The following is a 12,352-nucleotide window of genomic DNA, read 5'->3' as shown; positions in this document are numbered from 1 at the left end:
TAGCATCATCCTTACTTAAAGGAGGCTTATAACCATATTCTTTTATAGGTAAAGGGAAATTCGTATCCAAATATATTAGATTGTAATGTCCCCTACCCAAAAAATCACTTATGATCTCAAAACCTGTCTTTATTTTCATGGCATTATCTTTAATATATTTTTAACTATTTTTCAACCATTTTATGTATGTTTCACAGAGAAATGATCATCAAAGAACTACAAGCTATTTACCTTTATCTTATGTTTTTTCCAAAATAGCACCATTATAATAAAAACTATCACCACACCTATTGTAACAATAGGATAGAGGATTATAAATATAAACCCACTTAAAAATCCCCTAACAACAAACTTAAATAACTCTTTATCTTTTATGTATTCAGCCAAAGGGGGTGAATACTTATAATACTTTTCCACTAACCATCTTCCAAAAGTATTAGTCATCAGATACTTATCCCTAAACTCTCTAAGAACTTTAACATGGGGATCAAGGTATGAACCAAAGGCAGCAGTTGCAATAAAACAACCACCCCCACCAGATGATGAACCACCATAAACTTCTACAAATGTATACTGCCTATTGCTTGGTATTTCTTCATAAACATAACTACCATTAGATGCTGTAACAATCCACTTGTTACCCTGGTCATCCACCAATGCACCATATATTTCAGTATAATTTGAGTTAGAAGTATTAACTGCCATCTTAGAAACTGTTAAAGCAACTTTACTCCTTGTAGAGGAAACATAGAACTTTATACCTTTTCCTAAAGGTGTATAGCCACTAACAGAATAGTACCCTGTCTCCAGTGGTATAATTGTTCCATACGAAATGTTATAATTTATTTTTATACTGTCCAACATTATACCGGATGGCTTTATCACTATACTATTTGATCCCAGCCCATTATACACACCTTTCAAAACACCATAATCTTCGCCAAGTTGTAAAAAAGGTATTGTAAATCTAATCCTGTTATTGTCTATCTTTTCAAAAGGTACTGTTCTACCATTCCAAAGAATATTGTCAATCCTTTCAAAAGCACCCTCAATCATGACAGTTTGATTAAAAAGAGGCCTAATATCATCTATCTTGGTTATTATGGGTCTATCAATGTTTGTAAATAGCTTTGAAAGATCTAATCTTCCACCAGTTAGAGTTTTACCCAAAAAATTAATATCGAAAACCGTTGCGTTATAGATCCTGTTTCTTATTTCCTGGAAACTCAAATTAGGCTCATAAGATAAAAGATAAGCTATGACACCAGCCAAAAAAGGTGAAGCCATAGACGTTCCATTGTCTGAAATATATCCTCCATTTTTAAATGTACTATAAATATTTTCACCAGGAGCTGCAATATCCACCACCAAACCACCATAATCTGAAAAACTACTCAAATTGTTATTTGAGTTATGAGATGTAACTACAAACATATTAGGGTGATTATTTCTTAAAGATGCTGGTAAAACAGTGCTACTTTCAAGGTTGTATCCAAAATTTCCTGCAGCAGCAACTACTACCACCCCTTTAGATTTTGCATAGCTAAATGCATTGTTAAATAATTGGATATATTCAGAGTATGTTGAATTTGCCTCCATACTAAGATTTATTACTTTAGCACCCCTATCTGCTGCATATATAATTCCATCATAAACATCGCTCACATAGCCATCTCCATGATCATCTAACACTTTTATTGGTAAGATCTTCACATTGCATATCCCAGCAATACCAATACCATTATTTATCACTGCTCCTATAATCCCAGCTACATGACTACCATGTCCATCACCATCTATGGGATTACTATCATCATACGCAAAATCATACCCGTAGTAATCATCTTTAAATCCATTGTTATCATCATCTATATTGTTATTAGGAATTTCGTTAGTATTTATCAAAATATTTATACTTAAATCAGGGTGTGTATAGTCAACACCAGTATCAACCACAGCCACAACCACATTGGAACAATTATAACCTTTATCGAGCCATAAACTGTTTAATTTTGTATTAGTTATGGCCCATTGATTTGAAATACCTGGATCATTTGGCAATGACGATTTTCTAAAAATTTTCAAATCTGGAATATACTTTATATCAGAACTTCTGAGCTTTTTCTCATCCATATCCAAAACATAAAAGCCACCCTTAGACTTCCGTATCATCTTATGATCCGACTTTGTTATTTTAGATGAGATCAGAGCCTTTTTATAATCATCCTCAAAAACAATTATTCTATCAGCGTATAAATTCATTGAAAATAAAACTAAAAATGCAAACCTAAATAATTTTAACATATTATCACTCATACTTCTATACTCAAACAGTTCTCCCTATTCCATATCTTCTTTTCCACACATATTCAATTTATATGCATTGTTCCTGAATTTATTCATTTTAACAATTCCCTTACAGAGAGATTTACCCTTTCACCTTTTTTTTCTGCTCCGAAAACAGTTCCGTTGAATTCGCCAATCAAGAACCCGTTTTTAAGAACTCCGCTAAATTCTCCTGATAAGGTGTTAGAAGCGAGTTTGCAACTAAATCTGGATGTCCCAGAACAAGCAACATTCACCATCCCCAATGGGGTTGACTTCACATTAATATCTCCTTTAACATTCACACTTAAGAGTTCAACATTTTTTACATCTAATTTTATATCACCCTTAAGTACACCTTCAATGCCATTTAAAATTACATGTTCCCCTAACTTCAACTCCTGATTGTTTACTACTAACTCTCTGTTGTAATAAAAATAACCCTTTAAATCTGCAATACTTATATTTAGTCCTGATATGCCCAAACGCACTTTTAATTTGGGTATTCCAACATTGTCTTTACTGAAATCAATGATCTCAATCCCCAGAAACCTCTTTAATATGTTTTTACTATTAACCCCATTCTTCTGTAAGAAATATAATGCCATAACATCATAGGGGAAAAAAACAACTACAGAAGATATAAAGAAAACTGTACAAAATATAATAAACAATAACCTTTTGGAATCAATATAAAATAATTTTAACATTATAGTTACCTGTAGTTGGTAAATGTTGAATATTGAATCTGTAAAGCATTATACCCTTTTCATTAAACAACTTAAGAAGATTTACAAATATTTCTGAAGGAATTTGCTCAAACTCAAGCTCATAACCGGTAAGATTGTAGGAATTAAAAAGAGTAATTGACAATAGCTGCTTGGAAAGTCCTAAATCACCAACTAATTTTTCAATCATAGCATGATCAATTTTTGGTCTATTTTGCAGCCTTGCTTGTGTTTCAGAAACAAGCTGTACAAGCTGCTTAAATTCATTGTTTTTCAAAAAATAGCGTTTTTCCTGCTTTACAAAAGTGATGTAGTTCAGATAAGTTAGACTGCCAAATACAAAAACTAATATTAAAACAGTAAAAATAAGATACCTTTTCTTTTCTGTATCATCAAGTGTTTTTAAAAAATTACTTAATCTCTTAAACATGTCATCGTTTCCCACGTAATTTAAATTTAAACACACCTTTGGGGTCTTTGACACTTTCCATTGTATTAAAATTGTACTCAGCTGGTAATCTCTTTTTGAAATCATCTACCTCTACCTGCGATACTGCATCCCCTTCAATAAAGATCTCCTCAGGTGTAGCATTCATATTATATATATTTATACCTTTTACCTGTGAAACTGCGTAACCTATCCTATCAAGTATCGGAATTAGATCTTTCTCTTGCCTTTCTTTAAGATTAGCAAGAACCCCTTTAACCTGAGATAGTGGGTCAACAGCATTTTTTATATTAAGTTTGTTTAGTTCAATTATAGAAGCTTTAACTATTTGGTCTGTCTTTTTATTAAGGAAAAACGTTTTCACAAACAAGGCTGCATTTAGTACGATAAATATAGCTATTAACATCGTTAATGAAACAAAAATCATAGACTCTGCTGAAGACTCTTTTTGTAGGAAGTTTATATTAATACTGCTAAAATAGTATAAGGCTCCTCCAAATGCAACATTTTTCGTTGGATCATTGGTGGGGTTATTCAGTATAGGACCATTATACCCCTTAGGTATAAAACCGGATAATAGGGCATTATCAACATCATTTACTTCCTCTACATCCAAAACATGAACACCCTTTAGATAACCACCATCAAACGTGATCTCTATACAATAATCTTGATTGAAGTGTAGTAGACGGCTACATACTATTTTATTATATTCTAATAACCTCAGTAACGAAGAAACTTCATGCTCTAATATATTAATCTGGGTGTACTTTTTTTTATAGGTCTCTATACTATATTTGTCTGTAAAAATGACAAAATCCCTATCGCCATCTATCTGTGTACCTCTAACAACAATATCATCAGTATCTAAAATCGACTCTATTTTTAACAAACCTTTTACATAATCAGTAATCGACTTAAATTTTGGATTTCTCTTAACTATACGGTAGGAAGTATCTATCGCAGGCATCACAGCAATCACTGATTGATAGACCATATTATTATCTTCACGAACAACAATCTCCGATCTCATAGGATTTACATTACAAACAAGATCGATACCAGTGGATAAATCAATGCTTTTTATTATCACTCCAACCTTCTCCAGATCTTTTTAAGATCGCTACCTTCTCTCCTATAAAGCATAGAAAGTAATATAAGGCTATCATCTTTTTCTATTTTTATCAATACCAAAAAATTATCACTTTTTACATCAGTAATCTGTCTAAGTCGAAAGATCATGTCAATAGTCACACCATTTACATTGATAAGATCATCAACAGATTTGAATCTTTTATCTTTTCTATAATCGATAATCCTATCAGCTAACTGCTCGTCCATTCTTTCATCTAACCCCAGCAAAACATATTTTCCTGCTGTGTTTATATTTACCTTACCATTACTAAAAGGTGAAAAAAAGGTCCTTAGGCCTGGCACAAATCCCCCTTTATCAATATCACCGAAAAATATCTTATCATCAACTCCACTAACATATCTTAACTCATCCAAGCTCTTGATGATAGAATTTTTTATAGGAACTGTATCATTATCAAACTTAGCATTTAGAGTAGTGTTGTTATCTATCCAATCAACAATATTATCCAAAATCTTTTGGGGGATATTAAAATGCTCAAACAATCTCAAATACCTCCTATAAACCGACTCAATCATTTTCCCTTGGGGATCCACAATAGAATTTGGATTGAGAAACCTCTCCTGATCGACTATTTCAATTGTAATATTACCCAATTTTGTAGGGAAAAAATATGGTTTAGCCCAATCTTCTTCCAATGAATCTATGTTGGCATCATCTTTTTTAAAAATATCTTTGAAAACAGTAGATACTGTCTTTTCCAATAACCTAACCTCTTGAATAGTAACAAGATGCTTCATATATTTTTTCGCTATAAAAGAGTCCTCGCTCATATCAACAGTGGCAACAGTAAGTGCAGCAACCAGAAATAAAACAAGTAAAAAAATCATTCCAACACCAAATAATGATCTTGTCCATCTATAACCATTTTTATCACACCTGTTTTATCCTTTTCACTTAACTCCTCAGTCCAAGTTCCGTCCTTCAAAGCATAAAACTTAACCTCATCAAATCTGCCAAGAACATTTCTTTTCAAACCACTTTCACCTAAACGACCATCTATATAAGGATACTCTTCATAATGGAAGGTCTTTTCACCTTTATCGAAATAATATTCAGCTCTAACAATACCACTATATAATACAGGAACCATAGTATAAAAAGAGAGTCTACCATTCTTTAATCTTATGCTAACATTATCCATATAAATCGAAAATAACTGTTTCTCAAGCTGAGTAAGTACAGAAAGCAGTTTTATATAATTTGAGCTGCTTTGTTTTAAATCCCTTAAACCAGATGATGTATTAACATAAATATAGAGGGTAATTGATGAAACTATTACCGCCAAAGTGAGATACACGAGTAATTCAACAAGCGTAAAACCTTTTCTCCTACTCGATAGCATATACCGATATAGTTGGTTTATCATTTATTCTTATTTCATAATAAAATTCCTTTTTACCGAACAATTCTCCTTCGTTTCTTTTCTCCATATTCATACTTTTATATTCATCAGATAGAGGTATATTATAATATTTCATTTTGAAAAAATTCAAAGAAAGGATCGATTCTTTAATTTCTAATTGTTCCTTCATGTTTCTTGAAAATATCATATAAATAACTGACATAAATAAAACAAATATAAGTATAGAAGAAACAATCTCAATAAGAGTAAACCCTTTTTTCAAGCAATACTCCAACGATTAGTCATAGCTCACTGCATCTCCCATATGTTCAGATCATCCCCCGTACCCAATTCCCCATCTGGTCCTTTGGATTTCAATTCAAAGGGGTTCTTATCTGAAGGTGAAACATATACAAAATCATTTCCCCATCCATCCTTAGGAAGTGTATCCAAATACTTTTTCCACTTTTTGGGTTCAGGTTGGAGAGTGGGTTTTTCTACCAATGCTTTAAGTCCTTGATCCGTATTAGGATAAAAACCGTTGTCAAGTTTGAACATTTCAAGGGCTCTCTTGATCTCTTTTAACTGCAACTTAGTCGTATCAATCTTTGCCTCATCTACCCGCCCTGTAAAGCGAGGTATTACCACTGCTGCAATCAACGATAGAATCACAAGTACCACTAAAATCTCAATAAGAGTAAAACCTTTTTTCATAAAGCCTCCCTTACTATAACTATTTTAAGCTTAGATTCAAAATAGGCAACAAAGTTGCCATTATAAAACCACCAACTAAAATCGCTAAAAATATCACAATTGCTGGTTCTAAATATGCCAGTAAAATAGCGATCTTTCTGGAAGCATTTTTCTCGTATATCTGAGCAACCAATTCAGCCATATCTTCAACATTCCCCACTTCATCTCCTGTAGCAAAAAGCTTTATAAAATCTTCCGGAAAAACAGATTCCTTCACTAGAGCAACCCTTAAGCTTGTTCCTATAAATATTTTTTGGGCAATATTTTTTAGATGTAAATAGTATCGATTCCCTTTGATCACCTCAGAACCCATATCAAATGCCTTTTCCAGCTGTACTCCGCCCTTAAGAAGCATCCCAAGCACATAAGCAAAAGAGGTAAGACTAATCTCATCATAGATTGTTTTCACAAAGGGGATTTTACTTAAAACCATCTCACCTAATCTACCCTTTACATATTTTCTATAATACCAAAAAATCAAGAAAATCCATATTGGAGAGAGTTTAAAAACCCATAACAGCCATTTTGATAAATTGTCAACAACCAGCAACTCTAAAGGTAGTGGTTTTCCAAAATTTGCATATATTGTAGTTATTTTCGGTGTTACAAAAACAGCTATTACCATAACAGCTATCAACCCAACTAAAAGAACTATTGAAGGATAAATCAATGCTGTAATAAATCTATTTTTCAATTCTGACCTTCTTTCAATGTATCTACTTGCCGATATCAAAATCTCATCAATATTACCAGAAGCCTCTCCTACTTTAACCATCTCCACTATAAAATTAGGTATTAAATCATAATTTGACAAGGCCTTGCTTAAAGTAAACCCTTTTTCTATATCATTTTTTATATCATTAAATATCTTTTTTAAAAAAGGCTTTTCCGTCTGATCTATCAATATATCAAAACAATCATTTAATGGCACCCCCTTTTTATGCATCATACCCAATTGAAAAAGTACTAAAGAAAGTTCAAGATCAGTTATACGTTGTCCCATAAAGGAGAGTATACTTCGACTTTCTTTGATACTGACTGGGATAATCTTTTTTGTCTTTAAAAAATTATTCAACTCTTCTTCAGAAGAAAAAAAGAGCTTTAAACTTATATTTTCCCCTTTCTCATTGATCCCTTTTATGATATACTTTCCCATAGTCTATTCTACAGAGAGCTTTAATGCTTCCTCTAATGTAGTTATTCCCATCTTCACTTTTATTAGTGAGTCTTTAAATAACGTTTTGTTACCCTTTTGTATAAAATATTGTTTTAACCTATTAGACTCTTCAATATTCATGATCATTCTTCTAACATCATCAGTTATATTAAAGACCTCAAACACCCCAATTCTTCCTTTAAACCCTGTGTTTAAACACTCCTCACACCCATTACCTTTATATAGTAACTTTATCTCTTCATCAAAAATCTCTTTTTCAGCTTCAGTTGGTACATAAGCACTTTTACAACTATCACATATCTTGCGAACCAATCTTTGGGCCACTACACATTCTAAAGATGCAGCTACCAAAAAATGTTGTACCCCTAGATCTATAAGTCTTATAACAGAGGAGGGTGCATCGTTCGTATGCAGTGTGGATAACACAAGGTGACCTGTCATTGAGGCATGAAGAGCTATTTCAGCAGTCTCCAAATCCCTGATCTCCCCCACCATTATAACATCAGGATCCTGTCTAAGAATACTTCTAAGGCCATTGGCAAAAGTCAAATCTATTTTAGGTTTTACCTGTATTTGACTTATTCCATCTATCTGATACTCCACAGGGTCTTCAATAGTGATAATATTTTTCTCCGGTGACTTTATCTTTTGCAAGATACTATAAAGTGTTGTGGATTTACCTGCGCCAGTAGGACCTGTAACCAATATAAGGCCATGGGGCTTTTTTATTACTCTTTCAATAACCTCGTAGTCCTCCTTCAATAAACCAAGCTCTTCCAGCTCCACCAACCTATTTGATTTATCCAGAATTCTTAAAACCAATCGTTCGCCAAAAACGGTAGGAACTGTAGATATCCTTAGATCTATCTCTTTACTACCTATTTTAAGCCTAACACGACCGTCCTGTGGTAATCTCCTTTCAGATACATTCATTTTACCAATAACTTTTACTCTGGAAATCAACTGTTGATACGAACTTTGACTTATATCATCAACATCCTGAAGATGTCCATCTATCCTGAATCTTACTTTAACCCCTTTTGAATACGGTTCAAAATGAATATCGCTAGCTCCAGCTCTTATCCCCCTTATAAAAGTTGCATTTAGCATTTGTACAACTGGAGCAGACGAATCTTTCAAAAGATCCTCTATCTCCTCAGTTTCTTCAGATTCATCTTCAATAATTGGGCTTACTTTGTTTGATATATGCTCCTCTAATCTTTTTAGAAACTCATCGTTACTTATCTTTTTTGTTTTAAAAACCTTTTTATACTTGAATCTAATATCTTCAATTATATACAACGGTGTTTCATCTGTGATCAAAAGCGTATCAGTAGTAGTATCATAAAAAATATTATTCTCTTTCATGAACTCAACAGTGAAATTTACATCAATATTCTCATTCTTATTCATACCACTTCAACTCTTTACTTTCTTCATTCTGTTTCTTCTTTTTCTCTTTCTGTTCGTTTATTTTTTTATTCAACTCGTCAGCCAGCTTTTGATGCTCCTCTGTAATCTTAGCAAGATCTTCAGGAGAGTTAATAATATGAGGTGTTATAAAAACAAACAGGTATGTTCTACTGAAATCATCTTTGTCATATCTAAAAAGTCGCCCAATAAGTGGAATATCTGATAAAAAAGGTATCCCTTCCATTGTCTTTATGGTCTTTTTTGATACTATACCACCCAGAATAACTGTTTTTCCATTATCAACATTTACTTGAGTCTCTATCTCCCTTTTTGAAGTAATAGGTACCATATACTCTATAGTTCCAACCTTTGGATTCTGATAGCCTAACACATCATTCGCCTCTTGATGGAGGTCAAGAATTACATTATTTTCAGAAATACGTGGGGTAAGCTTAAGCTTTATTCCAACCTCTTTATAATCATAGCCTATCAATGGGTTACCATTTATATCATATTTCACAGAGGAAGCAAAAGGTACCACTTGAGATACCGTAATTTGTGCAGGGGCATTATCCAAAGTCAGAATCTTGGGAGATGATATTATATTAAAACCTGTCCCTTGATTTAACAACGAAAACAGAAACAAAAGATCAGGAAAAAACATCGATGTATCACCAATCTTTAGGTTTTGACCAGATCTACTCAAAAAACCGGTCGCAAACCCAGAACTGCCCATAAGGGAAAACAAACCTGTATCTGACAACCCACCTTTGAAAGCTGCTCCACCTTGACTACCAAAGAACTGCCATCTTACTCCTAATTCTTTTATTGCCGATTCTGATACCTCTGTAATCAATGCCGATATTAGGACCTGCTTTTTCCTAACATCCACAGATTCTATTAAAGATTTTATCAAACTGTATTCATAACTGTTAGCCAAAATGATCAGGGCATTTGAAGACTTATCCGCAATTATCTTTGGCTTATTTTGGGAAGTCTGTTGCATTTGTGTTGATTGTTTAGATACATTATCTAAAATGTTCAGTAGATTTATATTATCCAAAGACTTATTTATGATATCTGCTATCTCTTCCGCCTTAGAATGAACTAAACGATAGGTATAAAACTTCCTATTATCCTTCGTAGCACTATCCACATCTATCTGTTTTAACATACTTTCGAGTTCAACAAAAATATTCTTTTGTGTCTTTACAATAAAACCATACCCCTTTATTTCCGAAATTATAAAAGGGATATTTTTTTGAGCCAGATCTCCAAACATCTTACTAATCACATTAACAGCTATATTTTCATCTATGAAATTAAGTTTATAACTTTTTACTTCAAGATTCTGATTATCATCATCAATTATTTTCAAGATATTCTGCATAGTTGAAATATTATTCTCATAATCTGTAATGATGAGCATATTTGTTGGTCTATGTAAATTTATAACAGCTGCTGGAGATTTTATAGAATTTAAAATATTAAGCGCATTATTGGGTTCGCTATTAAGTTGATAAGTAAAAGTTACTATTTTATCAGATTTTCCAGTGATATCTTTTAATGGAGGTATAGTTTTTCTATTTCCTTCTCTTAATATTTCCAAGTGTGTATTTCTGTCTATGATAATAAAACCCATTGATTTTAATATGGATGAGTAGATATCCCATGCTTCATTAATCCCTATCTTAGTTGACGACACAAAACTAACATTTCCACTAATAGTGGGATCTATAACTATATTTTTGTTGGTAACGGAAGACATAAAATATGTAAGAAGTTTTATGTCTATGTTTTGAAAGTTAAATTTTAAATTTTTCTCCTTTTTGAACTGATTGGCTATCTCTATAATCTGTTTTATATCCATACTCTGATCAGCAGTAAAAGATACATCAACAAGACCAACAAAAAAAATCAGTAAAAAAGCAAAAAAAGATATCTTTATCCTCATATTTTCCTCCAAATTAGCGAATTTCATAGTTTACTGTTCTCTTACCATTTTGATCTTCCAAAACAATACTTATGAATTTTTCAGTTCTTAACATATTATAAAGTTTGAAAGAGTCTTCGGTAGTTTTAACTGGATTACCATTTATAGAAATTATCTTATCCCCCTGTCTTATGCCATTTTGTTCAAGCAAACTCCCTTGTCTTACAAAATCGAACTTGAAACCGGCAGTTACACCATTTTCAAAATAAGGTATAATCCTCACATCCTTAAGAAATTGTCCCACATCTTTCGTCAGTTCATCCACAAGCCTTTTATCTATAACAAAGTTCTGTGCCCCCTGGGGAATAGGAACAACAGATGACAAAGGGGGTAAGTTTTCAGAACTGGTAGGTTCATGTTTAAAATCCTTGTTCAACTCTACAACTTTGTTAACACCATTTACATCTACTATAATATAAAAATCCCTTACCTGTGATAAAATAACTCCCTCAGTTATCTTTTGATACTGTTTGATAACTTTGATACCAGTTTCCATCTTCAAAATGGCACTTTTAAAATTATCCGTCAATAAAGTACCAAGTAAAGTAAAATTTATCGGTTTTGCTAAAGGTGATTTTTGAATATTTTGTTCTAAGGTAGCCTTCTTGGCAAAGATGTGTGTTATAAAATTCAGTTGTTTTGAAACAGTAAAATCAATTTTTTTTGCCGTTTGTTCCTTTGGCAATGGTATATTATGTATATAATAAACATAAGCTAGTGAAGATAAAAGATATGATAAAGCTAATATGGATGATAACATAACCAACAAAAAAACTACTCTGAATAAATCTACTCTTCCCAACTTTCCCATCAATCATAAATATCAGATGATTTAAAATAATGCAATAGTAAAAGATTATATATTACTCAAAAATTCTAAACCTATCATCATTAAAAATCCTTATATTTCTAAAAGGGATATCATCTTTAAATTTTTCAGCAATAGCAAGAAGAACACCCTCTTTATTTGTAATGAAAACACATTTTGTTGTTTCCTCAGGTATGTAAAGATATTTG

Annotated in this window: 12 protein-coding genes; all 12 read right to left on the bottom strand. The window is 32.4% G+C overall.

Annotation, left to right across the window (positions count from 1 at the left end):
* Positions 1-216 precede the first annotated feature (216 nt).
* Positions 217-2,133, bottom strand: coding sequence for a S8 family serine peptidase (locus N3C60_03235; protein ID MCX8083914.1), 1,917 nt, complete (start codon positions 2,131-2,133; stop codon positions 217-219).
* A 266-nt stretch (positions 2,134-2,399) separates the two neighbouring features.
* Positions 2,400-2,933, bottom strand: coding sequence for a hypothetical protein (locus N3C60_03230; protein MCX8083913.1), 534 nt, complete (start codon positions 2,931-2,933; stop codon positions 2,400-2,402).
* A gap of 79 nt (positions 2,934-3,012) precedes the next feature.
* Positions 3,013-3,483, bottom strand: coding sequence for a hypothetical protein (locus tag N3C60_03225; GenBank protein ID MCX8083912.1), 471 nt, complete (start codon positions 3,481-3,483; stop codon positions 3,013-3,015).
* Between the two features lies 1 nt (position 3,484).
* Entirely contained in the window at positions 3,485-4,594 is a 1,110-nt protein-coding gene (locus tag N3C60_03220) for a hypothetical protein (protein ID MCX8083911.1), read from the bottom strand.
* On the bottom strand, positions 4,591-5,484 hold the full coding sequence (locus N3C60_03215; protein MCX8083910.1) for a general secretion pathway protein GspK: 894 nt from the start codon (positions 5,482-5,484) through the stop codon (positions 4,591-4,593). The genes N3C60_03220 and N3C60_03215 overlap by 4 nt, the downstream gene beginning before the upstream one ends.
* Positions 5,481-5,798: a hypothetical protein gene (locus N3C60_03210; protein MCX8083909.1), complete on the bottom strand. Its 318-nt coding sequence runs from the start codon at positions 5,796-5,798 to the stop codon at positions 5,481-5,483. The genes N3C60_03215 and N3C60_03210 overlap by 4 nt, the downstream gene beginning before the upstream one ends.
* 187 nt (positions 5,799-5,985) lie before the next feature.
* Positions 5,986-6,282, bottom strand: coding sequence for a type II secretion system GspH family protein (locus N3C60_03205; GenBank protein ID MCX8083908.1), 297 nt, complete (start codon positions 6,280-6,282; stop codon positions 5,986-5,988).
* A gap of 26 nt (positions 6,283-6,308) precedes the next feature.
* Entirely contained in the window at positions 6,309-6,713 is a 405-nt protein-coding gene (gene gspG, locus N3C60_03200; protein ID MCX8083907.1) for a type II secretion system major pseudopilin GspG, read from the bottom strand.
* 19 nt (positions 6,714-6,732) lie between these two features.
* Positions 6,733-7,908, bottom strand: a complete 1,176-nt coding sequence (locus N3C60_03195) for a type II secretion system F family protein (GenBank protein MCX8083906.1) — start codon at positions 7,906-7,908, stop codon at positions 6,733-6,735.
* Positions 7,909-7,911: 3 nt separating this feature from the next.
* Entirely contained in the window at positions 7,912-9,342 is a 1,431-nt protein-coding gene (locus tag N3C60_03190) for a GspE/PulE family protein (GenBank protein ID MCX8083905.1), read from the bottom strand.
* A complete protein-coding gene (gspD, locus tag N3C60_03185) occupies positions 9,335-11,296 on the bottom strand; it encodes a type II secretion system secretin GspD (GenBank protein ID MCX8083904.1) in 1,962 nt (653 codons plus the stop codon). Before gspD ends, N3C60_03190 begins: the two co-directional genes overlap by 8 nt.
* A gap of 13 nt (positions 11,297-11,309) precedes the next feature.
* Positions 11,310-12,146: a hypothetical protein gene (locus tag N3C60_03180; GenBank protein MCX8083903.1), complete on the bottom strand. Its 837-nt coding sequence runs from the start codon at positions 12,144-12,146 to the stop codon at positions 11,310-11,312.
* Positions 12,147-12,352: the final 206 nt, after the last annotated feature.

Origin of the sequence: Calditerrivibrio sp., assembly GCA_026415135.1 — a bacterium.
Taxonomy (GTDB): Bacteria; Chrysiogenota; Deferribacteres; order Deferribacterales; family Calditerrivibrionaceae; genus Calditerrivibrio.
The sequence above is the reverse complement of the archived record's forward strand: the minus strand, read 5'-3'. Positions and strand labels throughout refer to the sequence as shown.

Bases quoted from the DNA above. Each gene is read 5' to 3' on its own strand.
- N3C60_03235 (MCX8083914.1), bottom strand. From the start codon at position 2,133: ATGGATGAGAAAAAGCTCAGAAGTTCTGATATAAAGTATATTCCAGAT.
- N3C60_03230 (MCX8083913.1), bottom strand. From the start codon at position 2,933: ATGGCATTATATTTCTTACAGAAGAATGGGGTTAATAGTAAAAACATA.
- N3C60_03225 (MCX8083912.1), bottom strand. From the start codon at position 3,483: ATGTTTAAGAGATTAAGTAATTTTTTAAAAACACTTGATGATACAGAA.
- N3C60_03215 (MCX8083910.1), bottom strand. From the start codon at position 5,484: ATGATTTTTTTACTTGTTTTATTTCTGGTTGCTGCACTTACTGTTGCC.
- N3C60_03210 (MCX8083909.1), bottom strand. From the start codon at position 5,798: ATGGATAATGTTAGCATAAGATTAAAGAATGGTAGACTCTCTTTTTAT.
- gspG (MCX8083907.1), bottom strand. From the start codon at position 6,713: ATGAAAAAAGGTTTTACTCTTATTGAGATTTTAGTGGTACTTGTGATT.
- N3C60_03195 (MCX8083906.1), bottom strand. From the start codon at position 7,908: ATGGGAAAGTATATCATAAAAGGGATCAATGAGAAAGGGGAAAATATA.
- N3C60_03190 (MCX8083905.1), bottom strand. From the start codon at position 9,342: ATGAATAAGAATGAGAATATTGATGTAAATTTCACTGTTGAGTTCATG.
- gspD (MCX8083904.1), bottom strand. From the start codon at position 11,296: ATGAGGATAAAGATATCTTTTTTTGCTTTTTTACTGATTTTTTTTGTT.
- N3C60_03180 (MCX8083903.1), bottom strand. From the start codon at position 12,146: ATGGGAAAGTTGGGAAGAGTAGATTTATTCAGAGTAGTTTTTTTGTTG.